The sequence below is a fragment of the Luteimonas sp. Soil_N_1 genome (genome assembly GCF_057656255.1).
Genome location: NZ_JBDGKS010000001.1, coordinates 2,138,368 through 2,164,917, shown reverse-complemented (window position 1 = coordinate 2,164,917; position 26,550 = coordinate 2,138,368). Strand labels below are relative to the sequence as shown.

The window sequence follows — 26,550 nt, the reverse complement described above, 5'->3', positions numbered from 1 at the left end:
CTCTGGAGTTGCCCGCATGTTGGAAGCCTACCGCCACCACGTTGCCGAGCGCGAAGCGCTGGGAATCCCGCCGCTGCCGCTCGATGCGCAGCAGACCGCTGCCGTCATCGAACTGCTGAAGAATCCGCCGGCCGGTGAAGACGCGTTTCTTCTCGACCTGCTGACCCACCGCGTACCGGCCGGCGTCGACGACGCTGCCAAGGTCAAGGCGTCGTATCTCGCCGCGATCGCATTCGGTACCGAGCGCAGCGCGCTGATCACCCGCGCGCGCGCCACCGAGCTGCTGGGCACGATGCTCGGCGGTTACAACGTGCAGCCGCTGGTCGATCTGCTCGACGATGCCGAAGTCGGCGCGATCGCCGCCGAAGGCCTGAAGCACACGCTGCTGGTGTTCGACGCGTTCCACGACGTCGAAGAGAAGTCCAAGGCCGGCAATGCCAACGCCAAGGGCGTGATCCAGAGCTGGGCCGATGCCGAATGGTTCACCAGCAAGCCGGAAGTGCCGCAGTCGATGACGCTGACGGTGTTCAAGGTGCCGGGCGAGACCAATACCGACGACCTGTCGCCGGCGCCCGATGCGACCACGCGTCCCGACATCCCGATGCATGCGCTGGCGATGCTGAAGAACAGGCGCGACGACGCGCCGTTCGTGCCGGAAGAAGACGGCAAGCGCGGCCCGATCCAGGCCATCCGCGACCTCAAGGACAAGGGCCATCTGGTCGCCTATGTCGGTGACGTGGTCGGCACCGGTTCGAGCCGCAAGTCGGCGACCAACAGCGTGCTGTGGTGGACCGGCGAGGACATTCCGTTCATTCCGAACAAGCGCTTCGGCGGCGTGTGCCTGGGTTCGAAGATCGCGCCGATCTTCTACAACACGATGGAAGACGCCGGCGCGCTGCCGATCGAACTCGACGTGTCGCAGATGGAGCAGGGCGATGTCATCGAACTGCGTCCGTATGACGGCAAGGCGCTCAAGAACGGCAGCGTCATTGCCGAATTCCAGGTCAAGTCCGAAGTGCTGTTCGACGAAGTGCGCGCCGGTGGCCGCATTCCGCTGATCGTCGGCCGCGGCCTGACCGCCAAGGCGCGCGAGTCGCTGGGCCTGCCGACGCTGGAACTGTTCCGCTTGCCGCAGCAGCCGGCCAACACCGGCAAGGGCTTCTCGCTGGCGCAGAAGATGGTCGGCCGTGCGATAGGTCTGCCGGAAGGCCAGGGCGTGCGTCCGGGCACCTATTGCGAGCCGAAGATGACGTCCGTGGGGTCGCAGGACACCACCGGTCCGATGACCCGTGACGAGCTCAAGGATCTCGCGTGCCTGGGTTTCTCCGCCGATCTGGTGATGCAGTCGTTCTGCCACACCGCGGCCTATCCGAAGCCGGTCGACGTCAAGACCCACCACACGCTGCCGGAGTTCATCTCCACGCGTGGCGGCATCTCGCTGCGTCCGGGCGACGGCATCATCCACAGCTGGCTCAACCGCATGCTGCTGCCCGACACCGTCGGTACCGGCGGTGACTCGCACACGCGCTTCCCGATCGGCATCTCGTTCCCGGCGGGTTCGGGTCTGGTCGCATTCGCGGCCGCGACCGGCGTCATGCCGCTCGACATGCCGGAATCGGTGCTGGTCCGCTTCAAGGGCAAGCTGCAGCCCGGCGTGACCCTGCGTGACCTGGTCAACGCGATTCCGCTGTACGCGATCAAGGCCGGTCTGCTGACCGTCGCCAAGGCCGGCAAGCAGAATATCTTCTCCGGCCGCATCCTCGAGATCGAAGGCCTGCCGGATCTGAAGGTGGAGCAGGCGTTCGAACTGTCCGATGCCTCGGCCGAGCGTTCCGCGGCGGGTTGCACCGTGCACCTCGACAAGGCGCCGATCATCGAATACATGACCTCGAACATCGTCATGCTCAAGTGGATGATCAGCGAAGGCTACGCCGACGCGCGTTCGATCCAGCGCCGCATCGAGAAGATGGAAGCCTGGCTTGCAGATCCGCAGTTGCTCAAGGGCGACGCCGATGCCGACTACGCGGCGGTCATCGAGATCGACCTGGCCGACGTGCACGAGCCGATCGTCGCGTGCCCGAACGATCCGGACGACGTCAAGACGCTGTCGGACGTGTCGGGTGCGGTGATCGACGAAGTGTTCATCGGTTCGTGCATGACCAACATCGGCCACTTCCGCGCCGCGTCCAAGCTGCTGGAAGGCAAGCGCGACATTCCCACCAAGCTGTGGGTCGCACCGCCGACGAAGATGGACGCCGCCGAGCTGACCAAGGAAGGCCATTACGGCACCTTCGGCGCGGCCGGTGCGCGCATGGAAATGCCGGGCTGCTCGCTGTGCATGGGCAACCAGGCGCAGGTGAAGGAAGGCGCGACTGTGTTCTCCACGTCGACGCGCAACTTCCCCAACCGTCTGGGCCGCAACTCGAACGTGTATCTGGGGTCGGCCGAGCTCGCCGCGATCTGCTCGCGTCTCGGCCGCATTCCGACCAAGGCCGAGTACATGGCCGACGTCGGCGTGCTGGATGCGTCGGCGACCGAGATCTACCGTTACATGAACTTCGACCAGATCCCGGAATACGTGGACGCGGGCGAGAAGACCGCTGCCTGACCTGACGGCAGCGGTCGATGTTCGCGAAAAACCCGGCTCCGGCCGGGTTTTTCGTATCTGCGATGCCGGCGGCGCGTACGTGTCCGTGCGCGACCCGCTTCAGCCGGGCACGGCGGTCGCGTCTCGACCTGTCTGTGATCCGACATGTGGGGCGAGCGCGCTGGCGTTGGCATCCAGCGCCTTGCGATCGCGCGTGCGCCCGAACAGGCCGAAGGTGCGTGCCAGCAGGCGCAGGCCGAATACTGCCATGTCGCCACGACGACGCGGGATGCAGTGCAGGTGCAGATGCGGGATGTGCTGGTTCGCGGCGACGCCGTCGTTCAACAGCAGGTTGCCACCACCCACGGCATACCCGGTGGACGACTGCGCGCGCATCACCTGTTCGGCCAGCACGAACAGTGTCTGCTGTGCCGACGGCGCGAGTTCGGAGAGTCCCGCGACATGACGTTTCGGGATGATCAGTACGTGGCCCTCGCGGATCGGATGGATATCCATGACCACGAGCCAGTCAGGATCGTCATGCACCACGCTGGCCGGGAGATCCCCGCTGGACACTTTGCAGAAGATGCAGTCGGTATGGGTCGTATCGATGGTCATGCCTCCGTTGCGCTGGAAGTCGCGGCGCTGCGCCGCGTGCGGGGTTCAGGCGCGCGCGCGCGTTGCAGAGCGGCCAGGGTCGGATAGTCGACCTTGCCGTTGCTGTTGAGCGGCAGCGCGTCGAGCGTGTGGAACTCTGCGGGCACCATGTAAGCAGGCAGCCGCAGCTTCATGTCTGCGCGTGCCTGGCGCGCATCGAACGTTGCGCAGACCACGAATGCCGCGATGCCCGTGGGCGCTTTGCCCTCGCTCGCGATCGCCACCACCGCCACCTCTGCGACGTGGCCCGGTGACGCGCAGACCTCGCGCAGGTGCGCTTCGACCTCCTGCAGTTCGACGCGGTACCCGCGCAGCTTGACCTGTCGATCGACGCGGCCGAGGAACATCGCCACGCCATCGGATCCGATTTTTGCCAGGTCGCCCGTGCGGTACCAGCGCGACGCCTGCATGCCGTCGAGCCGGACATCCACGAAGCGCGATGCGGTCTGCGCAGGATCCTGCCAGTAGCCCGCCGCGAGCTGCGCGCCGCCAAGCCAGAGTTCGCCCGCCGTGCCTGCCGTGCAGGGTGCCCGGTCGGTGTCGACCACGGCGATCTCCATCTGCGGGAACGCAGCGCCGATGGGTATGACGGGGGACTCCGCGTCCGCCGTGTCGAAACGGTAGGCGGTGCAGGCGATCGTGGCCTCGGTCGGGCCATAGAGATTCTCGCAGCGGGCGTTGGGCGCAGCGGCCAGCCACGCACCGGCCAGCGGCCCGGGCAATGCCTCCCCACAGAACAGTGCCAGTGCCAGCGTCTGCAGGCTGCCGGGCTCCAGCAACCGGTAACGCTGCAGGGTGGCCGCGAGCGATGGCACGGAGAACCACACGGTGATGCGATGCGTGTTGACGAACCCGGTCGGCATCAGCAGCGCCGTCTTCGGCACGCAGTACAGACACGCACCTGCGGCCCAGGTCACGAACATGTCGTGCATGGACAGATCGAAGGTCGATTCGAACAGCTGCGTGCAGCGCTGGTGCGCGTCGAGCTCCGGATAGCGTGCGCGCACCGCGTCGACGTAGGCGATCAGCGCGCGGTGGCCGACGGCCACGCCCTTCGGACGACCGGTACTGCCCGAAGTGAACAGGACGTAGGCGATATCGAGATCGTCGACGGGAAGTCCGGAGCCGATCGCACGATCGACGGCGGGCCGGTCACCCGCCCGATCGACTGCCCGCATGCAGGCCTGTATCTCCGGGTCGCTGAGCGAAGCCACCGCAGATGCATCAGGGCCGAGAACTGCGACCGGGCCATCGAGCGCGGCCAGGAGCGCCGGCACGAGCGCCTGACCGCCGGTATCGCAGATGAGGGCCGCCGGCCGTGTCCTGGACAGGATGTCGACCATGCGTGCGTGCGGGAAACCGGTGCCGAGCGGTACATGGATCTTGCCCGCACGCATGCAGGCCAGAGGCGCGCAGTACGCGACCAGGCTGCGGTCCGCGACGGTTGCGCAGACGGGGCCGTCGACGGCACGCAGACGCGCGGCGAGCGCCTCTACCTGTGCCGCGAACTGGCGATAGGAATAGGTGACCCCGTCGATCCACAGCGCGGGTCGATCGGGATGGCGGGCCACCGCGTCGAAAAAGTGCCCGGCCGCGTTGGGTGTCGTCATGGCGCCCGGCTCAGGCGACGATCCTGCGCTCGGGGACCAGGTGACGGCGTATCAGGTCTGCGACGCCCTGATCGTAGTAATGGCTGAAGTGGTCGCCTTCGGCATCCCGCTGCAGTTCGCCATTGCGCAGCCCGTCGCAGAGCGCCTTGCCGATATCGGGATGGGTCACGACGTCTTGGTCGCCGACGTACACCTGCACAGGCTGCGCGACGTCGTGCGTCCACGCATCAGGCCGCTCCGCGAACAGCGTGCGCATCATGTTGGCGTACCGGAACAGCGACTCCGGCGTGCGGAACGGCTTGCTGGTCATGTAGAGCAGATAGGGATCCGTGCTCGTCAGGATGGTGCTGAGCATCCGGTTGTCACCGGCATCCGCCGACGTGGCGCCGTAGATCAGCTCGCAGTACTTCTCCGCCATGCGGTAATTGCCGGCGATCTTGTCGAACAGCGAGCGGATGCCGGCTTCGAAACGCGTCACCCGGACGGTGTCCGACGGACTGATCGAAACGCCGGGGTTGAGCAGCACGCCTGCCCGGATGTTCCCGGGGAATGCCCCCATGGCGCGCAATGCGACCTGTGCGCCGCTGCTCCAGCCCACGACGACCGCAGTGTCCAGACCGAGCGCGCCCTGAATGTCGACCATGTCCTGCGCATGGACGAGCGATCCGCAATCCTCCGGCGGGAATGGATGCTCGAGGCCTGGCACCCAGCGGCATTCCCACGTCACCACGTGGAAGACGTCCTGCAGGCGCTGCGCCAGCGGCCACATGAACTCTGCGGGCATGCCGTAGGCGTTGGCCAGGAACAGCGGCGGCAGTGTGGGGTTGCCGCAGTAGGACACCCGCAGCGCGATGCCGTCGCGCACGGTGACATTCTGGGACCGGAACCCCACGCCGCGCGACTCTTCCTGCTGCAACTCCTGCAGGAACGACTCGAGGTAGGCATCCACATCGTCCCAGTCCACCTGTGGTTGCGGTGGCCCGTGGCGGAGGAAGGTCTTCTCGGCGTTGTAGTAGCCGGCGTAGAACTTCGTCCGCTCGTCGAAGAGATCCTGCAGCGGACTCGGGTCGGGACTGCGTTCGGTTACGAAGGCAAGGCGATTGGCCCCGGTCTTGCGGTCGACCTTGCCGATGAGCTCGGCCATGTTCGCGCCTTCGGGATTGCTGAGGTGCACGAAGCGACGATCGCCGAAGCCTTCCGACGACAGCCGGAGCATGTCGTAGACGCATGCGTCCACCGGCGTGAGGTTCATCGTGGCGCGCGGCTTGCCCAGCAGTTCCAGCGGATGCTGCATGCGGGCCAGGGTCTCGCGCAGCCGGTACACCTCTTTCATGAAGCCGTAGACGCCGAAGCGCGTGGTGCCGCTGTGGTGGGTCGCCAGAGGTCCCATGACCGCGGTGGGGCGCAGGATCCGGTAGCTGTGACCATGACCGTCACAGAATTCGACGACCTTGTTCTCGGCGAGGTTCTTGCTCTCCTCGTAGACGTTGTTGTATTCGCGCTCCAGCGAATGCAGGGCCTCCTCGATGTCGCCCTGGGCCTTGCCGGCGGTGTAGGCCGTCGAGATGTGCACGAACTCCGCGCCCCTGCGATCGCCGGTAGGGGACGGGGGGCATACGGCGTGGAACAGGTCGAGCATGTTGCCCGTGCCGCCGATGTTCTGATCGAAGATCTCCCGGCGGTGCCGGTCTTCGAACTTGAGGCTGGCCGCACAGTGCCAGAACTCGCCGACCCCGGCCTCGCGAAGCGTCTGGATCGTAGTGTCCGACAGCCCGCAGCGGGGCAGAGTGATGTCGCCGGTCAGCACCTGCAATCGCGTGTCGAGCAGGTGCTTGGGCAGGATCTTCCGGTACGAGGCTGCACATTCCGCCAGATGCGCGTACACCCGGGCGCGGGCAGCCGCTTCCGTTTCGCCGCGCACGATGGCGTAGACCGTGCCCGGCCATTCGATCCGCCTCAGCAGGAAATGACCACCGAGGAAGCCGGTTGCGCCGGTGAGTACGATCGGCGCGACGTCGCGTGCGGGCACCAGACTGGTGGGATCGGAAATGACCGGATGCGGCATGGAGAACTCCTTGTAGGGTGTGCGCTGGATCTGCATGCCGCGGCGGACATGCAGGTGCCCGGTGCGTCGATCAGCTGTCCGCGAGGAAGTGCTCGCGGACGCGTCCAAGCGTGGATGTCTTGGGAATCAGATCCGGTGTCACCGGAATTTCCCGATCGATCAGTTCTTCGATGATCAGGATGTATTCCACGAAGTTGATCGAATCGATCAGCTTCTGCTCGAAGAGGTCGGTGTCGTCGTCGATCGCGGCAAGATCGGGATGCACGGCGAGCAACCATGCACGCAAGGTTTCGATCCCCGCGGTGGCAGCGCTCACGAAGGATCACCTTTCAGTGGAATTCCAAGATCCGCCAGGAACCGCAGCGGCCGCTTCAACAATGCGGCCGCATGGTGTTCGCGTCGCGCCGGGTGCGCCAGCAGCGCACGGCGCAGCGCGACGCCACCCTCGATGCCGCTGTCGCGATACATGGCAGGCTGGTACAGGGACTCGATGGAGATCTGTACATAGCGCTGCAGATGGGCGACCGCAGCCGCGCGTGTGTCTTCGTCACTGGCTGCGAATGCGATCTCCTTCGTCTGCGCGAGGATCGCGCGCCCGAAGGTGATGTGCCGCGCTTCGTCAGCATGGTGGATCTGGTGGATCGAACGGACAAACGGCGACACGCGTTCGTCTCCGCCGGCGATCACGTTGTAGTAGCCGCCGATCTCTTCGAAGATGAAGATCCTTGCGAACAACAGGAAGAACGACATCTCGTTGCCGAACGTCTCGTCAGCAATGCTGACCTTCTTGCTCGAGTAGATCTTTCCGGCGTATCGCCGGCAGAACTCGCCGAAGAACCAGAGGTGCTTGTTCTCCTCGTCGATGAAGTGATGGATATAGGCATCGATGTCCGGAAGATCCGGTGCGTACAGCCGGGCAGCCAGCATGTGGATCAGCTCGCGCTCACCCTCGACATTGAGACTGAAGGCGTTGATGCACTCCCATTTGGAGAGTCGCTTGAGCTGCGCTTCGGACAGTGTGTCGGCGTACTCGGTGCCGTGGACACTCAACAGCTCCGGGGACAGCCACCACGCGTCGTCCGGCAGACTGTCGGGCCACTCGATCTGCGAAAAACTGTTGACGTGTCGGTCGCGCGACAGGCGGATCAGCTGGGCCATCCGGGACGCGAAGACCGGATCTTCGTCGATGCGTGCCAGTTCGGCTGTGGATGATGCAGCGTGGACTGCGTGCTGGGGCATCGTGATTCCTTGTCGTCGATGCGAGCACGGGCGTGACGCGGATGCCCGTAACTGGAAGTTCGGCAGGCGGAATTAATTCAAGCGTTTGATTCAATTTTCGGCCTAAAAAAAAGCGCCGCTGCGTGGATTCGAATATGGCGGTCAGGTCACCGACCGCCGCAGGTGGGTGGATGTGCAGGCCCGCAAGCCTGCACATCTGGATATTACGCCCTGATTTCCCGCTGGTTTCTGTGGCCTGCGTCAAGAACCCGCAAACCGGATGGATCGATCAGGACGTCTTCGATTCGTCCCGCAGTTCGCGGCGCAGAATCTTGCCGACGTTGCTCTTGGGCAGCTCGGTCCGGAACTCGATGTACTTGGGCTGCTTGTAGCCCGTCAGGTTCGCGCGCGCGTGTGCCTTCACCTGTTCGACGGTCAGGCTCTGGTCCTTCTTCACGATGACCACCTTGACCGCTTCGCCCGACTTCTCATCAGGCACGCCGACCGCAGCGACTTCGAGAATGCCGGGCATGAGCGCCATGACATCCTCGACCTCGTTGGGATACACGTTGAAGCCCGAGACCAGGACCATGTCCTTCTTGCGATCGACGATGTAGAAGAATCCTGCCTCGTCCATGCGCGCCATATCACCGGTGTGCAGCCAGCCATCGGCGTCGATCATCTTCGCCGTGTCTTCGGGGTGATTCCAGTATCCCTTCATCACCTGCGGGCCACGAATGCACAGCTCGCCGATTTCGCCACCGTTGAGGGGCGCATTGTCCGCATCGACCACGCAGGCGTCGGTCGAGGGAATGGGCAATCCGATCGAGCCGTTGTACGCCGCGAGATCCATCGGGTTGATACAGGCGGCCGGGGAGGTCTCGGTCAGTCCGTAGGCTTCGACGAGCGTGCAGCAGGTGACCTGCTTCCAGCGTTCGGCCACCGAACGCTGCACGGCCGTGCCACCGCCCAGCGAAAGGCTGAGGTGCGAGAAGTCGATCTTGTCGAAACCCGGCGTATTGAGAAGTCCGTTGAACAAGGTGTTGACGCCGGTGATGGCGGTGAACGGCACCTTGCTGATTTCCTTCACGAACCCGGGCATGTCCCGCGGATTGGTGATGAGGTAGTTGTGGCCGCCGAACTTCATGAAGACCAGGCAGTTCGCCGTCAACGCGAAGATGTGGTAGAGCGGCAGCGCGGTGATGATCACTTCCTCGCCCATCTTCGCATTGCGGCCGATCCACGCAGCGGCCTGCTGCATGTTGGCCACCATGTTGCGGTGGGTCAGCATCGCGCCCTTCGACACGCCGGTCGTGCCGCCGGTGTACTGCAGGAACGCGATGTCTTCCGGCGAGATCTCGACGCTCGGGAGCGTGTGCTTCTGTCCGAGTGCCAGCGTGCTGCGGAACCGGACGGCGCCCTGGATGGCGTACTCGGGCACCATCTTCTTGACGTGCTTGAGTACGAAATTGACGATCGCACCCTTCGGGAACGGCAGCAGGTCTCCAAGCCCGGTGGTGATCACCTGCTTGACCTGGGTGTCCGGCAGCACGTCCTGGACCGTCTTGCCGAAGTTGTCCAGCACCAGGATGGCGGTGGCGCCGGAGTCGACAAGCTGATGCCGGAGTTCCCGGGCGGTGTACATCGGGTTGGTGTTGACGACCGTCAGGCCAGCGCGCAGCGCGCCGAACGTCGCAATCGGATACTGCAGGCAGTTGGGCATCATGATCGCGATGCGATCACCGCGCTTCATCTTCAGCTCGCCCAGCAGATACGCGGCGAACTGTCTGCTGTAGGTATCGATTTCCGCGTAGGTGATCGAACGTCCCATGTGGGAGAACGCAGGTCGGTCGCGATACTTTTCCAGCGATGACTGCAGGACCGATACGACAGACCGAAACTCTTCGGGATCGATTTCATGCGGTACATCTGCAGGATAGCTCGACAACCATGGACGCTCGAGAATCATTGCTCCCCCCTCTACTGTTTTTGTCATGCGGCTGCTGGATTGCGGCTCTTGATGACGCTTGGATTGGACCATAGGCCCCAGAGTGCCGCAAGAACGCATCAGGATGCACGCCGCAGTGCAAACAGCGCGGAAAATCAGACATTTCCGGACAGGGCTTCATCCCGCGAAGCATGCGGAGACGATGCAGCGCAGACCTGCGCCGGCACATGCCGCGACAGGTGGCCGCGGACTGGCGGCTGACGGCGCACGGTTCGATTGACAGGCCGGGATTCCGGAAATGACGACGCGAGTTCGTGCAGCGTCCGCCGTCTGGATCGCTCTCAGCTCTGGCTGCCTGCCGATCTGATCACGCTGTGTCACACGGCTGCGGGGATACGCACGTCCCCCGCGGAGTACGCCGGTAGTCGCTTGCGTGCATGCGCAGATGCCAAGAACGCAGCACGCTCCGAAGTCGCGTGCATCACCGTCACCCCATGTGATGTGAGTCGGCGCGCACTGTCCGCATGCTGTGCGCGGATCCAGGTCCGGCACCACGAATCCGCATCAAGGACGCAGCGCGTGTTATCTGTACGCGCAGGCGTTGGCTCGATGCGTGAGCCCGCCCGGTGTCGAGGTCAATCGACGCGCGGGCGGGGTGGGGATCAGATCGACTTGAGCATCTGCTGACGGCGCAGCAGGAAGTCCCAGAGACTGCCGCCCATCTGCCGCCACAACACCGCCGAACGCAGCGAAGCCAGCAGCACCGCGCGGATCTCCGCGACGACGTTGGCCTGGCCGAGATAATGCGGATTGCCCTGGACCATCACCTTCGGGCGCAGATGGCTGACGGTGTCGGCATACAGCGCGCCGAGTGCGGCCAGCACTTCCGGATGGGTGTGTCCGAGTTCCTCGGCCTTCGGCTTGATCTCGAGGATGCCGTGGTGGACTTCGCCGCTGACGGCGCTGTCCTGGATGAAACGGCGCTCCAGTTGCACGACCGCGAGGCCGAGCTTGGGCAGCAGCGGGTCGCTGCCCTGGTTGCCGAAATAGTCGCGCAGCAGCATCAGGCCGGGCACGACCGCATCGCGGCCGCCGTAGACATCGGCGGGCGAGGTGGCGTCGATGCGGAACACGCTGTCGAGCGCGGTCGACAGAACCGCGGCGTCGGCCTGGCCGGTTTCGGCGATGCGGCGGACCTGCTTGAGCGCCTGCGCCATGCCGGCGAGGGCGAGGACACGTTGCTCCATCATGCCGCCACCCCGCGTGCGCGCAGTTCCAGCGGCGCGTCGGTGCGCGCGATGACCGCGCCGCCGAGGCAGACGTCGCCGTCGTAGAGCACCACGGACTGTCCGGGCGTGACCGCACGCTGGGGGCGGTCGAACCGCACGTCGAGCTGGCCGGTGTTCGCGTCGATGGTCACTTCGCAGGATTCCTCGTGTTGCCGGTAACGGGTCTGGGCGGTGCAGCGGAAGCGCTGCGCCGGCGGGTCGCCGGCGATCCAGTGTGCGGGTTCGCTCGTCAGATGCGACGACAGCAGGTACGGCGTGTCGGCGCCCTGGGCGACGAAGAGCACATTGTCGCCCACATCCTTGCCGACCACATACCAGGGCGCCGCGTCGAAGCCGCGCACGCCACCGATCTGCAGGCCTTCGCGCTGACCGAGGGTGAAATAGAAGACGCCGGGATGCATGCCGACGCGATGTCCGTCGGGCGTGCGCATCTCGCCCTGGCGCGCGGGCAGGTATTGGCCGAGGAACGTGCGGAAGTCGCGTTCGCCGATGAAGCAGATGCCGGTCGAATCCTTCTTCTCCGCAGTGGGCAGGCCGGCGGCGCGTGCGAGATCGCGGACGTCGGTCTTGGGCAGTTCACCGAGCGGGAACAGGGTGGCGGCGAGTTGCGCCTGGCCGAGCTGGTGCAGGAAGTAGCTCTGGTCCTTGTTGCGATCGCGCGCGCGCAACAGGCGCCAGCGGCCGCCCTCGAAATCGACGCGTGCATAGTGCCCGGTCGCGATCTTGGCCGCGCCCAGATCGCGCGCCGCGTCGAGGAAATGCTTGAACTTGATCTCTCGGTTGCACAGCACGTCGGGATTCGGCGTGCGGCCGGCCGCGTACTCGGCGATGAAGTGCTCGAACACGCCGGCCCAGTATTCGCCGGAGAAATCGCGGAAGTGGATCGGCAGGCCGAGCCGGCCGGAGACGGCCACCGCGTCGCGGCGATCGTCCTCGGCCCGGCAGTCGCCGCTGCCGTCTTCGGCCCAGTTCTGCATGAACAGTCCGGCCAGCGGCGTGCCCGCATCGCGCAGCAGCAGTGCGGCGACCGAGGAATCCACGCCGCCGGACATGCCGACGATGACCTCCGGTGCGCTCACGGAATCTGGCGCACGGCCGACAACGGGAAGCGCTGGCCGGCGAGGCAATCGGCGACGACCTGCCAGACCAGCGGGCTGCGGTGTCGCGCCGCTTCGGCCTGCAGCTGCGCCGGGGTGAACCAGGTGGCCTTCTCGATGCCGTCGTCGAGCGCGCGTGCCGGATCGTGCGACAGCGGGCGCGCGGCGAAGGCGAAGCGCAGGAAATGCCGGCCATCGGCCTCGCCGGGACGCGGCGCGGACTTCCACAGATAACTGCCGATGAAACCGGTCAGCTCGACCGTCCAGCCCGATTCCTCGAGCGTCTCGCGCACGGCAGCGTGCAGCAGTGACTCGTCCGGTTCCAGATGGCCGGCCGGCTGGTTGATCACCAGACGCCCGTCGACGCGCTCCTCGATGCAGAGCACGCGGCCGCCATCCATGACCACGGTGGCGACGGTCACATCCGGCTGCCAGAAGCGCGGATCGGCAGACACCGCCATCAGAGCGTGTCCTCCCCGGTGAGCTGCAGCTCCATGTCGTCGGCCAGCTGGGCAGCGATCTCGAGCGCCTGCTCGAAACGCGCGCCGTCGGCGTCGTCGTGGAGCTTGATCACATAGAACAGTGTGTCGCCGGCGATCTCCCAGCCACCGAGAATGTTGCGCTGGCTGTCGCGCAGCAGCATGTCGGCCTGCTCGGCGCTGAAGCCGCCCGCGGGCACCGGCGCAGCGGGCGAGAACACCTCGCGGACCGCGCTGTCGCCGAGCACGTGGGCACTGCCGGCGACGAACGCGAGCTGGCTGCGGTTCTCCTGCTGCCACGCGAAGACGACGCGGTAATCGCCGTCGTCATCGCGCTCGTAGCGCACGCCGTGGGCGTCGAGCCGTTGCGCGAGCGTGTCTTCGGCGCTGGGAACGATGTCGGCCGCGGGCGGTTGCCGTTCGGCCGCGCCTTGTCCGGCCGCGACGATCGGCGACAGGACGAGCAGGCAGGCGAGCGGCAACAGGCGCGATGCCCGGAACAGGCGGCGGTGATGCATCGAGGCACCGGGTGGGGGGAATGCCGGTCATTCTGACGACCGGGGTCCGGGGCGTCCATCCACGGCGCGGCGGTATAATCGGCGGATGAGTCGCAGACACGAACACGAACATGATCACGGCACCGCGGTAGCCCCCGGCCGCCCGGAAGTCGCGCCACCGCCGCTGTACTCGGTGCTGCTGCTCAACGACGACTACACGCCGATGGACTTCGTGGTCGAGATCCTGGTGCGGTTCTTCGCGCTGGATCTCGAACGCGCGACCCAGGTGATGCTCCACGTGCACACCCGCGGCCGGGGCGTGTGCGGCATCTACAGCCGCGAAGTCGCGGAGTCGAAGGTCGCGCAGGTGAACGAATACGCACGCCTCAATCTGCACCCCTTGCTCTGCACGATGGAAAAGGCCTAATAAGCCCACGGGGGCAGGGTTTGTTTGCCGGAATCGGGCCCCATCTAGGGTGTCAGTGAAGCCGGAGGCGACCGCCCCATGTTCAGCAAAGATCTCGAGTTCACGATCGGCCAGTGCTACAAGCGCGCCCGCGAGGCCCGCGACGAGTACATGACGGTCGAACACCTGCTGTTGTCGCTGCTCGAGAACCCGTCCGCGGAGGCCGTGCTCAAGGCCACCGGCGCGGATTTCGAGCGCCTGCGTGGCGACCTCGAACAGGCCATCCTCACATCGGTCACCAAGCTGGCCGAAGACGACACGCGTGACACTCAGCCCACGCTCGGGTTCCAGCGCGTGCTGCAGCGTGCCGTCTACCACGTGCAGTCCTCGGGCAAGAAGGAAGTCACCGGCGCGAACGTGCTGGTCGCGATCTTCGGCGAGAAGGATTCGCACGCGGTCTACTACCTCAACCAGCAGGACGTGACCCGGCTGGATGTCGTCAACTATCTCTCCCACGGCATCGCCAAGAGCGGTGGCGAGGAGCCCGACGGCGTGCATGAGGATCCGGCGCAGGCCCGGACCGAAGGTGCCGAAGGCGAGGGCAAGGGCGACGCGCTGGCCGAGTTCGCGAGCGATCTCAACGTGGCCGCGCAGGAAGGCCGCATCGACCCGCTGGTCGGCCGCGCCGAGGAAGTGGAGCGCACGATCCAGGTGCTGTGCCGCCGCCGCAAGAACAATCCGCTCTACGTCGGCGAAGCCGGTGTGGGCAAGACCGCGATCGCCGAAGGCCTGGCCAAGCGCATCGTCGATGGCGAAGTGCCCGAAGTGCTGGCCGACGCGACGATCTATTCGCTCGATCTCGGCGCGCTGGTCGCGGGCACCAAGTATCGCGGCGATTTCGAGAAGCGTCTGAAGGCGGTGCTGACCGCGATCAAGAAGCATCCCGGCGCGATCCTCTTCATCGACGAGATCCACACCATCATCGGCGCCGGTTCGGCGTCGGGCGGCACGATGGACGCGTCGAACCTGATCAAGCCGGCGCTGGCGTCGGGCGAGCTGCGCTGCATCGGCTCGACCACATTCCAGGAATACCGCGGCATCTTCGAAAAGGATCGCGCACTGGCGCGCCGCTTCCAGAAGATCGACATCGTCGAGCCGACCGTCAGCGAGACCTACCAGATCCTGCAAGGCCTCAAGCCGCGCTACGAGGCGCATCACGATGTGACCTATGCCGACGAGGCGCTGCAGGCTGCAGTCGACCTGTCGGTCAAGCACATCGCCGACCGTCTGCTGCCCGACAAGGCCATCGACGTCATCGACGAAGCCGGCGCGCGTCAGCGTCTGCTGCCCGAAGGCGTGCGCAAGGCGCTGATCGATGTCGAGGAAGTCGAGACCATCGTTGCCAAGATGGCGCGCATCCCGGCCAAGCAGGTCAGCGCGACCGACAAGGACGTGCTGGAGCATCTGGAGCGCAACCTCAAGATGGTGATCTTCGGTCAGGACCCGGCGATCGAGATGCTCACTTCGGCGATCAAGCTGTCGCGCTCGGGCCTCGGCAGCCCGGACAAGCCGATCGGCAACTTCCTGTTCGCCGGCCCCACCGGTGTCGGCAAGACCGAGGTCACGCGCCAGCTGGCACTGCAGCTCGGCATCGAGCTGGTGCGCTTCGACATGTCCGAGTACATGGAGTCGCATTCGGTGAGCCGCCTGATCGGTGCGCCGCCGGGTTACGTGGGTTTCGACCAGGGCGGCCTGCTGACCGAGAAGATCGTCAAGACGCCGCACTGCGTGCTGCTGCTCGACGAGGTGGAAAAGGCGCATCCGGACATCTTCAACATCCTGTTGCAGGTCATGGATCGCGGCGTGCTGACCGACACCAATGGTCGCGAGGCGAACTTCCGCAACGTGATCCTGGTGATGACGACGAATGCCGGCGCCACCCAGGCCTCGCGCCGTTCGATCGGCTTCATGCGCCAGGACCACAGCAGCGATGCGATGGAAGTGATCCGCAAGAGCTTCACGCCGGAATTCCGTAACCGTCTCGATGCGGTGGTGCAGTTCCAGTCGCTGGGTTTCGAGCACATCCTGCGCGTGGTCGACAAGTTCATGATCGAGCTGGAGTCGCAGCTGCACGACAAGAACGTCTCGCTGTCGGCCACACCGGCAGCGCGCGACTGGCTGGCCCAGCACGGCTTCGATCCGCAGATGGGTGCGCGTCCGATGTCGCGCGTCATCCAGGACAAGGTCAAGCGTCGTCTGGCCGACGAACTGCTGTTCGGCAAGCTGGCCAACGGCGGTCGGGTGTCGATCGACGTGCAGGACGGCGAACTCACCGTCGAAACCTGGGCGGAGCCGGAGCGTCTGCTCACCGCGACGGTCGACTGACCGGCGTCGCGGACCGTGTCACGAAGAAGGCGCCCGAGGGCGCCTTTTTTTTTTGTTGCCGATATGGGCGTCGATCAGCGCGCGGACGCCTCCACCCACGCATCCACACGACGCTCGAGCAGATCCAGCGGCAGCGCACCGCCGCCGAGCACGGCATCGTGGAAACCGCGCACGTCGAAGCGGTCACCGAGGCGTTCTTCGGCGTTACGGCGCAGTTCCTGGATGCGGATCATGCCGATCTTGTAGGCCGTCGCCTGGCCGGGCCAGACCAGATAGCGCTGCACTTCCGAACGGATGGTCGCTTCCGGAAACCCGCTGTTGGCATTGAAGTAGTCAACGGCCTGCTGCTCGGTCCAGCCCTTGTCATGCATGCCGGTGTCGACGACCAGCCGGATCGCCCGCCAGAGTTCCGAGCTGAGCCTGCCGTAGCGGGCGTAGGGATCCTGGTAGGTGCCCGGAATCTCCTGCGCCTGCCACTCGGAGTACAGCCCCCAGCCTTCCGAATATGCCGTGGTCTGGTACTGGGTGCGGAACTGCGGCAGTCCGGTGAGTTCCTGCGCGATCGCGATCTGCATGTGATGGCCCGGCAGGCCTTCGTGATAGGCGATGACCTCCAGTTCCGGCTTCGGCATCGCGTTCATGTCGGACAGGTGCGCGTAGTAGATGCCGGCGCGGGTGCCGTCGGGGCTGCTCGGGAAGTAGTGCTGCGCCGCGCCGGGCTGCTCGCGGAACGACTCGACGCGGCGCACGACCAGATCCGCCTTCGGCAGCAGCCCGTAGAACTGCGGCAACTGCTGCTTGATGTTGTCGAGCAGGCGCGTGGATTCGTCGAGATAGGCCTGGCGGCCCGCGTCGGTGTCCGGGAACTTGAACTGCGGATCGGTGGCGATGAAGCGGAAGAACGCCTGGAGATCGCCCTCGAAGCCGACCTCGGTCTTGATCGCCTCCAGTTCCGCGTGGATGCGCGCCACGTCCTGCAGGCCGATGTCGTGGACCTGTGCGGGTGTCAGGTCGGTACTGGTGTTGCGCCGCAGCTGCGCGGCGTAATACGCCTTGCCGTCGGACTGCGTGGTGCCGACACCGGCAGGATTCTCCAGCGCGTTGCCGATGTCGCCTTCGTACCATGCGATCACGCGGCCGTAGGCCGGCCCGACCGACTCGACCAGCGCTGTGCGTGCCTGCGCCTTGAGCGCGTCGGCGGTTTCGGCATCGATCGTGCCGGCTTCGCGCAGCGCATCGGCTTTCGCGACCAGGTCGGCCCACAGGGCGGTGTCCTCGCCATCGGTGAACGGGGCGCCTGTGATCACGTTGCGCGCCTGCGCGATCACCCCGGTGTAGGTGAAGCGGGGAGCGCGGATGCCGGCTGCGGCGCTCGTGGCGGCGTGCCCGAGCAGGGTGTCGAACATCGTCGGCAGCGCCTGCAGGCGTGCGATGTACGCGCGATAGTCCGCCTCGCTGTCGACCTTGTGGAAGTTGATCAGCACCGTGGGCTGCATCGCCTGCGGGCCCATCATCTGGTCAAAGGCGTAGGCGTTGCGGCGGAACTCGAACTGCGCCGTCGCATCGCGCGTCTGCTGTGCCCAGAGGTCGTAGGACAGACGGCCCTCCGCATCGAGTGCATCCCGGTCGAAGGTGCGCGTCATCGTTTCCGCACTGGACTGTTGCCAGGCGAGCTGTTCCTGCGCCGCCGCATCGGACACGTCGTCGAGCTGGTCGTACAGATCCTTGCGGCCCAGCATCGTCAGCCCGATCGGACTGAAGCGGAGCGAGGCTTCGTACTGCTGGTCGAGCCAGGCATTGAGGCGTGCGGTCTCGGCCGCAGGCGGCGCCTGGGTCATCGCGGCGGGCGCGGCGCCCGCGGTCGGCACGGTCTGCGCAAGGGCAGGCAGGGCGAACGCGAGCGCGAGGGTGAGCGCGGTCACGGTGGGCAATCGGGGCATCGGCGGCATCCGTTCGGTCAGGTGGACCGAGCCTACCCCGTCGATGTGCTGCCGGCCTACGGTTCCGCCCGGTCCGTGTGCCGACCGGGTGCCCGGAACGACGAAGGCGACCCATGGCCGCCTTCGGAAGTGTGGTGCGCTACCGCAATTACTTCATGCGGTAGGTGATGCGGCCCTTGGTCAGATCGTAGGGCGTCATTTCCACCTTGACCCGGTCACCGGTCAGGATGCGGATGTAGTTCTTGCGCATACGTCCGGAGATGTGCGCAATGATTTCGTGGCCGTTCTCGAGCTTCACCCGGAACATGGTGTTCGGGAGGGTCTCGGAGACCGCGCCTTCGAACTCGATGACGTCGTCTTTCGCCATTCGTCTGGAATATCCGTCGTTAGGGATGCGGCGCGCGGCTCGAATGATTTCGAGCTCGCGCCAACAAAGCGGGGTATTGTCGCACGCGGCTGCGGGCGATGCAAAAAGACCCACCGTGAGCGTCAGTCTGGCGCGCCCAGCACAGCGGCCCGGATCTCACCGAACGCTCCGGTCCATGCGCCGATGACCGGGGCCGGCGCTTCGGCCAGCGCATCGACCGATTCGATGAACCGTTCACGCGGCCAGCTGGCCGCGCCCAGCGACGCCAGGTGCGGATTGCCGACCTGGGCATCGATCAGCGGCATGCCCCATTGACGCATCTGCCGGGCGAGTCCGAACAGGGCGGCCTTCGAGGCGCCGGTGCGGGCGCTGAACATGCTTTCGCCGAAGAACATCCGGCCGATCGACACGCCATAGATGCCGCCGACGAGGTCGTCGCCGTCGAACACCTCGACGCTGTGGGCGGCGCCTGCCGCGTGCAGCGCGGCGTAGGCCTCGCGCATGTCGTCGGTGATCCAGGTGCCATCCTGTCCGGGGCGCGGCGCCTGCGCGCAGGCGGTCACGACGTCGGCGAACGCGGTATCGGCACGCAGGGTCCAGTTGCTGCCGCGCAAGGTGCGTGCGAGCCGGCGGTTGGGGCGCAGGTCCGCGGTCTCGAACACCGTGCGCGGATCCGGCGACCACCACAGGATCGGCTGGCCTTCGGAGAACCACGGAAACACGCCATGGCGATAGGCGTTGCGCAGCCGCGTCACTGACAGATCGCCACCGAATGCGAGCAGGCCGTCGGGACGGCGCAATGCGCTGTCGACCGGCGGAAACGGTGCATCCGGCTCCACGCCGAGGCGCGGCAGATGCAGGCTCACGGGGTTGGCTGCCGAAACGGACTGCTGGCCGCGAGCGTCGCGGCGTAACTGCGGATCGACTGCGCTTCCTGCGCGCACCACTCGTGCAGCGCGCGGCGGAATTCGGGATCGGCGATCCAGTGGCGGCTGTGCACCAGCGTCGGCAGGAACCCACGTGCGAGTTTGTGTTCGCCCTGCGCGCCGGGTTCGAAGTGGCGCAGGCCCGTCCGCAGGCAGTAGTCGATGCCCTGGTAGTAGCAGGTTTCGAAATGCAGGCCGGGCAGGGTGGCGATCGCGCCCCAGTATCGGCCGTATAGCGTGTCGCCACTGCGCAGGCACAGCGCACCGGCGACCGGTGTGTCGCCGAGGTCAGCCAGCACCAGTACCAGCTGGCGCGGCATCGTCGTAGCGAGATGGCGCAGGAAATCGAGCGTCAGCGCAGGCGAGTTGCCGTACTCGGCGAAGGTCTGCAGATAGAAGCGGTACATCGTCGCGAGATCGTCGTCGCTGGCCTCGTCACCGTGCAGCACGCGGAAGGTCACCCCGGCGCGCGCGACCTTGGCGCGCTCCTGGCGGATGTTCTTGCGGTGCTTGTGGTCCATCGCGCCGAGGTAGTCGTCGAACGTCGACCAGTCGCCGGGATTGCGCCAGTGGTACTGCACGTCGATGCGCGGCAGCCAGTCGGTGTCGAAGGCATCCGCTTCGGCAGCGGTGTGGAAATTGACGTGGGCCGACGACCAGCCCGCATCGCCAGTCGCGCGCTCGAAGGCGACGCGCAGCGCAGTCTGCGCAGCGGCATCGCGCGCCAGCAGACGCGGACCGGTCACCGGCGAGTAGGGCGAGGCGACCAGCAGCTTCGGGAAATAGTCATGGCCGTGCTGCGCATAAGCATGCGCCCAGGCATGGTCGAACACGAACTCGCCGTGCGAGTTGGTCTTGCGGTACGCGGGTGCCGCGGCGATCAGCGTGTCGTCGTCCCACAGCGTCAGATGCTGCGGCGTCCAGCCCCATTCGGCGCGCAGGCAGCCGTGCTGCTCCAAGCCTGCGAGAAAGGCATGGCTGACGAAGGGGTTGCCGTCATGCAGCGCATCCCAGTCCGCTGCCGGCACATCCGACAGTTGCGACAGCACGCGCAGCGCGGTCATCCGCTGCGTCCGTCGACGCTGTCGCCGGCTTCGATGACGGTGCGCCGCAACAGCTCGCGGTCGGGCTCGAACGTCAGCGCGGTCATCGCGCGCGCCATCGCCAGTCCCGCGTGGCGGCTGGCGGCCGCGGCGAAGACGGGATCGCCGGACGCGGCAATTGCCGCGAGTCCCTTCTGCATGCGGATACCGATTTCCACCAGACCGGCGCCATCGCGGGCCAGCGAGGGATACAGATCGCCGAACACATCGTCGATGTCGATCGCGGGCACGAACACGCGCGCATGGCGGATATCGGTTTCGCCTGCTGGCACCCCCAGGCGTGCCCACTCGCACATCAGCCGGGTCACGGTGCCGATGATGTCGATCGCGGTGCCGGCATCGTTGATGCTGGCTGACAGCGCGCGGCTGCCGATCTCGGTCAGCACGACGAAGCCGTAGCGCGGGTCCTGCTCGAAGCTGCGCTCGTCGCTGATGGTGAACGCGCTGCGCACGCGTTCGACAACGGCATCGGTTGCGGGTAGACCGCGCGTCGCGACCAGCGCACGACCGGGGGCGGCGAATACGCCCGGCAACGACACCACATGGATCTCGCCGTCGTGTTCGGCTGCGATCGCCGCCAGCAGCGCGACATCGATGTGTTCGACGTAGCCGATATCTTTGGCCTCGAACGGCGTCGCATCCGCGGGCACACCGGGCGAGGGCGCCGCGCCGAAATAGGGATCGGCCGCGTACAGGCGCATCGCGCGCCGGGTCACGTCCTCGACCAGATTGATCGTCGCGCCGAGCCGGCCGAAGCTCGACAGCTGTTCGATCCAGCGCAGCAGGGTCAGCGTGATCAGCACGATCACCAGCACGGTGGCCGCGAACAGCACGACCCGGCCGCTGTCGCCGTAGATGCCGGTGCTCAGGGCGATCAGGCCGACGACCGCGAACAGGAACGCGCCGATGAAGGTCGCCAGCGCGCCCTGGGCTCCGCTGTCGGCGATCAGCAACCGCGTCGCGCGCGGCGTGGCGCTGGTCGAGGCCGAGCTGTAGGCCGAGACCATCGTCGACAGCGAGAACGTCGTCACCGCCAGCATCGACGCGGCGAGGATGCCGAGCAGGTTGCCGACCGAATCGGCGCCGATGCGCCCGGCCAGCGATTCGGGAATCCAGGTCTTGACCAGTGCGCCGACCAGCGCGGTGACGATCGCCAGGCCGCAATAGATCGTCGCGCGCACCCACATGCGCCGGGATTCCCGGCGCAGAATCAATCGCAGTTGCGCCAGGGTCATGCGCAGCGTCCCGCGCGCGGGGCCGGAACGCATGCGCCTGGCATCGGGGCTCAGCCCTGCTGGTCGAGGAAGCGTTCGGCGTCGAGCGCGGCCATGCAGCCGAAGCCGGCCGAGGTGATCGCCTGACGGTAGTGCTGGTCGGTCACGTCGCCCGCGGCGAACACGCCCGGCACGTTGGTCGAGGTCGCATTGCCGTCGATGCCCGAGCGGATCTCGAGGTAGCCGTTATTCATCGCCAGCTGGCCTTCGAACAGCGTCGTGTTCGGCGTGTGGCCGATCGCGACGAAGAAGCCGTGCACGGCGATCTCGCGGGTGCTGTCGTCCTGCACGGATTTGAGGCGCAGACCGGTCACGCCAGCATCGTTGCCGAGTACCTCGTCGACCGTGTGATGCCACACCGGCACGATCTTGCCGGCCTGGATCTTCGCGTTGAGCTTGTCCTGCATGATCTTCTCGGCGCGCAGCGTGTCGCGGCGATGGACCAGATAGACGGTCCTGGCGATGTTCGACAGGTACAGCGCTTCCTCGACCGCGGTGTTGCCGCCGCCGACCACGGCCACGTCCTGGTCCTTGTAGAAGAAGCCGTCGCAGGTGGCGCAGGCGGACACGCCGCGGCCCTTGAACGCCTCTTCCGACGGCAGGCCGAGGTACTTCGCGGTCGCGCCGGTCGCGATGATGATCGCGTCGGCGGTGTACTCGCCGCTGTCGCCCTTGAGGCGGAACGGACGCTGCGAGAGATCCGCGGTGTGGATGTGGTCGAAGATGGTTTCGGTGTCGAAACGCTCGGCATGCGCCTGCATGCGCGCCATCAGGTCCGGACCCATCAGCCCGTGCGCGTCCCCCGGCCAGTTGTCGACCTCGGTGGTCGTCATCAGCTGGCCGCCCATCTGCATGCCGGTGATGACGACCGGCTTGAGGTTGGCGCGTGCGGCGTAGACGGCCGCGGTCCAGCCGGCGGGGCCCGATCCGAGGATCAGCAGGCGGAGGTGGCGGGGGCTGTTGGAGACGCTCATGTATACTCGCGGACTGCGGCGCTACGGCCTGACGTGACGCATAGCTTGGCGGTGCGCCCCCTGCAAAACAAGGTTCGGTCGTGCGATCCGGCCGGAACGATCCATCCGTGACACGCCGCCGAAAGCGGCGTTTTTTCGTGCAGGAGTCGTCGACATGCGTATCGGTATTCCGAGTGAGACCAAGACCCTCGAAGGCCGCGTGGCCCTGGTGCCCGAAGCGGCAGGCGATCTGGTCAACCGCGGCCACGAAGTGTGGGTGCAGCAGGGCGCGGGCCTGAAGTCGGGCTTCAGCGACGAGGCCTACAGCCGTCTGGGCGTGCACATCGCACCGGATGCAGCCGCGCTGTACGAGAAGGGCGAACTGATCGTCAAGGTCAAGGAGCCGATCGAAGGCGACCTCGCGCTGCTGCGCAAGGACCATCTGCTGTTCTGCTACCTGCATCTGGCGCCGCTGCCCGAGCTGACCAGGCGTCTGCTCGACATCGGCCTGACCGGCGTCGCGTTCGAGACCGTCGAGCTCGACAACGGCGAGCTGCCGCTGCTGGCGCCGATGTCGGTGATCGCCGGCAAGATCGCGGTGCAGATCGGCACGCATTACCTGCACCAGCCGCTGGGCGGCAAGGGCAAGCTGCTCGGCGGCCTGCCGTCGACCGAGCGCGGCAAGGTGGTGGTGTTCGGCGCCGGCGTGGCCGGTGGTGCATCGGCGGCGCTGGCTGCGGCCGGCGGTGCCAACGTCGTGGTGTTCGAGAAGCGCCAGGACCGCATGGAACAGATGATGCGTCTGGGCAACAACGTGACCGCGCTGTATCCCTACGATGACGTCGTCGCCCGCGAGGTCGCCTCGGCGGATCTGGTGATCGGCGCGGTGCTGGTGACCGGCGCAGTCGCGCCGCATGTGGTCACGCGCGAAATGATCGAATCGATGGAGGACGGCAGCGTGCTCGTCGACATCTCGATCGACCAGGGCGGCTGCTTCGAGACGTCGCGTCCGACGACCTGGAAGGAGCCGGTCTACGTGGAAGAGGGCGTCACCCACTTCTGCGTGACCAACATGCCCGGCGCCGTGCCCCAGACCTCGTCGCAGGCGATCTGCGCGGCGATCCTGCCGTGGGTCAACAAGCTGGCATCGGGCCATTGGCGCGACAACCAGGCGCTGGTTCGCGGCATCAACGTCGAAGGCGGCAAACTCGTGCATCCTGCGCTGCAGGGCATGAAACTTTGACGTAAGATCAAAGGCCTGTACCGACTTCCTCAGGTAAAGACGCACGGTGGCACGCCCGCTTTCAGATCGACCCAAGCGCTCGCGCAACGCAGCCAAGGATGCCGCACCCGCGGCGTCCGCCAAGGCGGCGCCGAATCCGCGTCGCCAGCGTCTGGTCCGCGACATCGCGCTGATCCTGATCGCGCCGCTGCTGCTGTACCTGCTGGCCTGTCTGGTCACCCATTCGCATACCGATCCCAGCTGGTCGTCGCAGACCGGTGTGCTGCCGGGCGAGATCCGCAATGTTGGCGGGCCGGTCGGTGCCTGGATTGCCGACGTGCTGCTGCAGCTGTTCGGGTTCATGGCCTATCCCTTGCCGTTGATCCTCGGCGCGATCGCCTGGATCGCCCTGTTCGGCATGGACCGGGACGGTGATGGCCGTGCGGATTTCGGGCCGGCCCTGCGCCTGGCCGGCATCGTCGGCTTCCTGATCACGGGTGCCGGTCTGCTCGCGCTGCGTTTCGAGGTTCTGCTGAACTATCCGGCGGGCGGTGGCGGCATTCTCGGCAGATTGATCGGTAATACGTTGAAGGCGGGCCTGGGTGCGTTCGGCGGCAACCTGCTGCTGCTCGCGCTGTTCCTGGTGTCGGTGACGCTGGCAACCGGGCTGTCGTGGTTCGTCCTGATGGACCGCATCGGCGGCTGGGTCATGAAGCTGCCGGTGCTGTTCCGCCGCAGCAGCAAGCAGGCCTCCGACTGGAAGGAAGCCCGCGTGCACCGCGAGGAGCGCACCGAGGCGCGCAAGGTCGACACCGAACTGCGCGCCAGGCGCGAGCCGGTGAAGATCGAAGTGCCGCCGACGCCGCCCGTGGTCGAGAAGAGCGAGCGCGCCAAGCGCGAGCAGCAGATTCCGATGTTCCGGGGCGTCAACGCCAACGGGTCGGATCTGCCACCGCTGTCGCTGCTCGATCCGCCCAAGCCCCAGCCCAGCGGTTACGACCAGGCGACGCTCGATACCCTGTCGCGGCAGATCGAATTCAAGCTCAAGGACTTCCGCATCGACGTGGAAGTCAAAGAGGCGCAGCCGGGCCCGGTGATCACGCGCTTCGAGATGGAGCCCGCGCCGGGCGTCAAGGTCAGCCAGATCAGCTCGCTGGACAAGGACATCGCCCGCGGCCTGTCGGTAAAATCGGTCCGTGTGGTCGACGTGATTCCGGGCAAGTCGGTGATCGGCCTGGAAATCCCGAACGTGCGCCGGGAGATGATCTATCTCACCGAGCTGCTCGATTCGAAGGAATACGACAAGTCGCCGAGCCCGTTGACGCTGGCGCTGGGCAAGGGCATCAGTGGCAATCCCGTGGTCGCCGATCTGGCGCGCATGCCGCATCTGCTCGTCGCCGGCACCACCGGCTCGGGCAAGTCGGTCGCGGTCAATTCGATGGTGCTGAGCCTGCTGTTCAAGGCCAGCCCGAAAGACCTGCGCATGCTGATGATCGACCCGAAGATGCTGGAGCTCAGCGTCTACGAAGGCATTCCGCACCTGCTGGCGCCGGTGGTCACCGACATGAAGGAGGCCGCGAACGGCCTGCGCTGGTGCGTGGCGGAGATGGAGCGCCGCTACAAGTTGATGAGCGCCGTCGGCGTGCGCAACCTGGCCGGCTTCAACAAGAAGGTCAAGGACGCGCAGGACGCCGGGCAGCCGATGTCCGACCCGCTGTTCCGGCCGAATCCGGAATCGAGCGACGTCGCCGAACTGCTCGAGCCGCTGCCCTACATCGTCATCTTCATCGACGAATTCGCCGACATGATGATGATCGTCGGCAAGAAGGTCGAAGAACTCATCGCGCGTCTGGCGCAGAAGGCGCGTGCGGCCGGCATCCATCTGATCCTCGCCACGCAGCGGCCGTCGGTGGACGTGATCACCGGTCTGATCAAGGCCAACATCCCGACCCGCATCGCGTTCCAGGTCAGCTCCAAGATCGATTCGCGCACCATCCTCGACCAGTCCGGCGCGGAAACGCTGCTCGGCAACGGCGACATGCTGTATCTGCCGCCGGGCACGGCGATGCCCGAGCGCGTGCACGGCGCGTTCGTGTCCGATGAAGAAGTGCACCGCGTCGTCGAACACCTCAAGCAGAGCGGCCAGGCCGACTACATCTCGGGCGTGCTCGACGAGGTGCAGACGATGGGCGACGGCACCGTGGTCGGCGCGACCGGCCTGCCGGAGAGCGGCGGTGGTGGTGGCGACGAGAGCGATCCGCTGTACGACGAAGCGGTCAAGATCGTCACCGAAACCCGCCGCGCCTCGATTTCCGGTGTGCAGCGCCGGCTGAAGATCGGTTACAACCGCGCCGCGCGTCTGGTCGAGGCGATGGAAGCGGCCGGCGTGGTGACGCCGCCCGAGCACAACGGCGACCGCAGCGTGCTCGCGCCGCCGCCACCGCCGCGCTGATCGAACCGTCGCTGTTGCGACATGCGATGAATCGTCGATGCACGGCATCGGCGCAGGTCCACGCCGTCGTCGCCG

General features: G+C 66.2%; 21 protein-coding genes. 5 read left to right on the top strand and 16 right to left on the bottom strand.

Annotated features, from left to right (window positions below; all coding sequences use genetic code 11):
• Positions 1-16 precede the first annotated feature (16 nt).
• Positions 17-2,608 carry a bifunctional aconitate hydratase 2/2-methylisocitrate dehydratase gene (gene acnB / locus AC3A4E_RS09985; RefSeq protein ID WP_487631328.1) on the top strand — a complete coding sequence of 864 codons (2,592 nt, stop codon included), beginning with the start codon at positions 17-19 and terminating at the stop codon, positions 2,606-2,608.
• Positions 2,609-2,707: 99 nt separating this feature from the next.
• Here the strand turns inward: acnB and AC3A4E_RS09980 are convergent, their stop codons facing one another.
• The 10 genes from AC3A4E_RS09980 to AC3A4E_RS09935 all read right to left on the bottom strand — a co-directional run bounded on the left by AC3A4E_RS09980 (position 2,708) and on the right by AC3A4E_RS09935 (position 13,468).
• The gene (locus AC3A4E_RS09980) at positions 2,708-3,205 is read right to left on the bottom strand and encodes an HIT family protein (RefSeq protein WP_487631327.1); all 498 of its coding nucleotides are present in this window, start codon (positions 3,203-3,205) and stop codon (positions 2,708-2,710) included.
• A complete protein-coding gene (locus AC3A4E_RS09975; RefSeq protein ID WP_487631326.1) occupies positions 3,202-4,854 on the bottom strand; it encodes an amino acid adenylation domain-containing protein in 1,653 nt (550 codons plus the stop codon). Before AC3A4E_RS09975 ends, AC3A4E_RS09980 begins: the two co-directional genes overlap by 4 nt.
• Before the next feature lie 10 nt (positions 4,855-4,864).
• Positions 4,865-6,919: an alpha/beta fold hydrolase gene (locus AC3A4E_RS09970; RefSeq protein WP_487631325.1), complete on the bottom strand. Its 2,055-nt coding sequence runs from the start codon at positions 6,917-6,919 to the stop codon at positions 4,865-4,867.
• A gap of 70 nt (positions 6,920-6,989) precedes the next feature.
• The gene (locus tag AC3A4E_RS09965; protein WP_487631324.1) at positions 6,990-7,235 is read right to left on the bottom strand and encodes a hypothetical protein; all 246 of its coding nucleotides are present in this window, start codon (positions 7,233-7,235) and stop codon (positions 6,990-6,992) included.
• Positions 7,232-8,158: a diiron oxygenase gene (locus AC3A4E_RS09960; protein ID WP_487631323.1), complete on the bottom strand. Its 927-nt coding sequence runs from the start codon at positions 8,156-8,158 to the stop codon at positions 7,232-7,234. Before AC3A4E_RS09960 ends, AC3A4E_RS09965 begins: the two co-directional genes overlap by 4 nt.
• A 268-nt stretch (positions 8,159-8,426) precedes the next feature.
• The gene (locus tag AC3A4E_RS09955; protein ID WP_487631322.1) at positions 8,427-10,106 is read right to left on the bottom strand and encodes a long-chain fatty acid--CoA ligase; all 1,680 of its coding nucleotides are present in this window, start codon (positions 10,104-10,106) and stop codon (positions 8,427-8,429) included.
• Positions 10,107-10,747: 641 nt separating this feature from the next.
• Complete coding sequence (hflD, locus tag AC3A4E_RS09950; protein WP_232136160.1) at positions 10,748-11,332, bottom strand: high frequency lysogenization protein HflD; 585 nt, start codon at positions 11,330-11,332, stop codon at positions 10,748-10,750.
• Positions 11,332-12,453, bottom strand: coding sequence for a tRNA 2-thiouridine(34) synthase MnmA (gene mnmA, locus AC3A4E_RS09945; RefSeq protein ID WP_487631321.1), 1,122 nt, complete (start codon positions 12,451-12,453; stop codon positions 11,332-11,334). Before mnmA ends, hflD begins: the two co-directional genes overlap by 1 nt.
• Positions 12,450-12,932 carry an NUDIX hydrolase gene (locus AC3A4E_RS09940; protein ID WP_232149524.1) on the bottom strand — a complete coding sequence of 161 codons (483 nt, stop codon included), beginning with the start codon at positions 12,930-12,932 and terminating at the stop codon, positions 12,450-12,452. Before AC3A4E_RS09940 ends, mnmA begins: the two co-directional genes overlap by 4 nt.
• Positions 12,932-13,468, bottom strand: coding sequence for a type III secretion system chaperone family protein (locus AC3A4E_RS09935; RefSeq protein WP_487631320.1), 537 nt, complete (start codon positions 13,466-13,468; stop codon positions 12,932-12,934). The genes AC3A4E_RS09940 and AC3A4E_RS09935 overlap by 1 nt, the downstream gene beginning before the upstream one ends.
• Positions 13,469-13,553: 85 nt before the next feature.
• On the opposite strand from AC3A4E_RS09935, the gene clpS reads away from it, so the two are divergent.
• Positions 13,554-13,874: an ATP-dependent Clp protease adapter ClpS gene (clpS, locus tag AC3A4E_RS09930; RefSeq protein WP_232135322.1), complete on the top strand. Its 321-nt coding sequence runs from the start codon at positions 13,554-13,556 to the stop codon at positions 13,872-13,874.
• A 78-nt stretch (positions 13,875-13,952) separates the two neighbouring features.
• The gene (clpA, locus tag AC3A4E_RS09925; RefSeq protein WP_487631319.1) at positions 13,953-16,238 is read left to right on the top strand and encodes an ATP-dependent Clp protease ATP-binding subunit ClpA; all 2,286 of its coding nucleotides are present in this window, start codon (positions 13,953-13,955) and stop codon (positions 16,236-16,238) included.
• A gap of 74 nt (positions 16,239-16,312) precedes the next feature.
• On the opposite strand, the gene AC3A4E_RS09920 is transcribed toward clpA, so the two are convergent.
• The 6 genes from AC3A4E_RS09920 to trxB form a co-directional block, all read right to left on the bottom strand.
• Entirely contained in the window at positions 16,313-18,178 is a 1,866-nt protein-coding gene (locus AC3A4E_RS09920; RefSeq protein ID WP_487631318.1) for a DUF885 domain-containing protein, read from the bottom strand.
• A gap of 148 nt (positions 18,179-18,326) precedes the next feature.
• A complete protein-coding gene (infA, locus tag AC3A4E_RS09915) occupies positions 18,327-18,545 on the bottom strand; it encodes a translation initiation factor IF-1 (RefSeq protein ID WP_055248081.1) in 219 nt (72 codons plus the stop codon).
• A 122-nt stretch (positions 18,546-18,667) separates the two neighbouring features.
• Positions 18,668-19,411, bottom strand: coding sequence for a leucyl/phenylalanyl-tRNA--protein transferase (gene aat, locus AC3A4E_RS09910; protein WP_487631317.1), 744 nt, complete (start codon positions 19,409-19,411; stop codon positions 18,668-18,670).
• The gene (locus tag AC3A4E_RS09905; RefSeq protein WP_487631316.1) at positions 19,408-20,535 is read right to left on the bottom strand and encodes a GNAT family N-acetyltransferase; all 1,128 of its coding nucleotides are present in this window, start codon (positions 20,533-20,535) and stop codon (positions 19,408-19,410) included. The genes aat and AC3A4E_RS09905 overlap by 4 nt, the downstream gene beginning before the upstream one ends.
• The gene (locus tag AC3A4E_RS09900) at positions 20,532-21,842 is read right to left on the bottom strand and encodes a DUF2254 domain-containing protein (RefSeq protein ID WP_487631315.1); all 1,311 of its coding nucleotides are present in this window, start codon (positions 21,840-21,842) and stop codon (positions 20,532-20,534) included. The genes AC3A4E_RS09905 and AC3A4E_RS09900 overlap by 4 nt, the downstream gene beginning before the upstream one ends.
• Positions 21,843-21,859: 17 nt before the next feature.
• Entirely contained in the window at positions 21,860-22,822 is a 963-nt protein-coding gene (gene trxB, locus AC3A4E_RS09895) for a thioredoxin-disulfide reductase (protein ID WP_487631314.1), read from the bottom strand.
• Between the two features lie 154 nt (positions 22,823-22,976).
• Here trxB and AC3A4E_RS09890 point away from each other — a divergent pair, with 154 nt between their 5' ends.
• Both AC3A4E_RS09890 and AC3A4E_RS09885 read left to right on the top strand, forming a co-directional pair.
• Entirely contained in the window at positions 22,977-24,044 is a 1,068-nt protein-coding gene (locus AC3A4E_RS09890; protein WP_487631313.1) for an alanine dehydrogenase, read from the top strand.
• Between the two features lie 46 nt (positions 24,045-24,090).
• A complete protein-coding gene (locus AC3A4E_RS09885) occupies positions 24,091-26,475 on the top strand; it encodes a DNA translocase FtsK (protein ID WP_487631312.1) in 2,385 nt (794 codons plus the stop codon).
• The last annotated feature ends 75 nt before the right edge of the window (positions 26,476-26,550 follow it).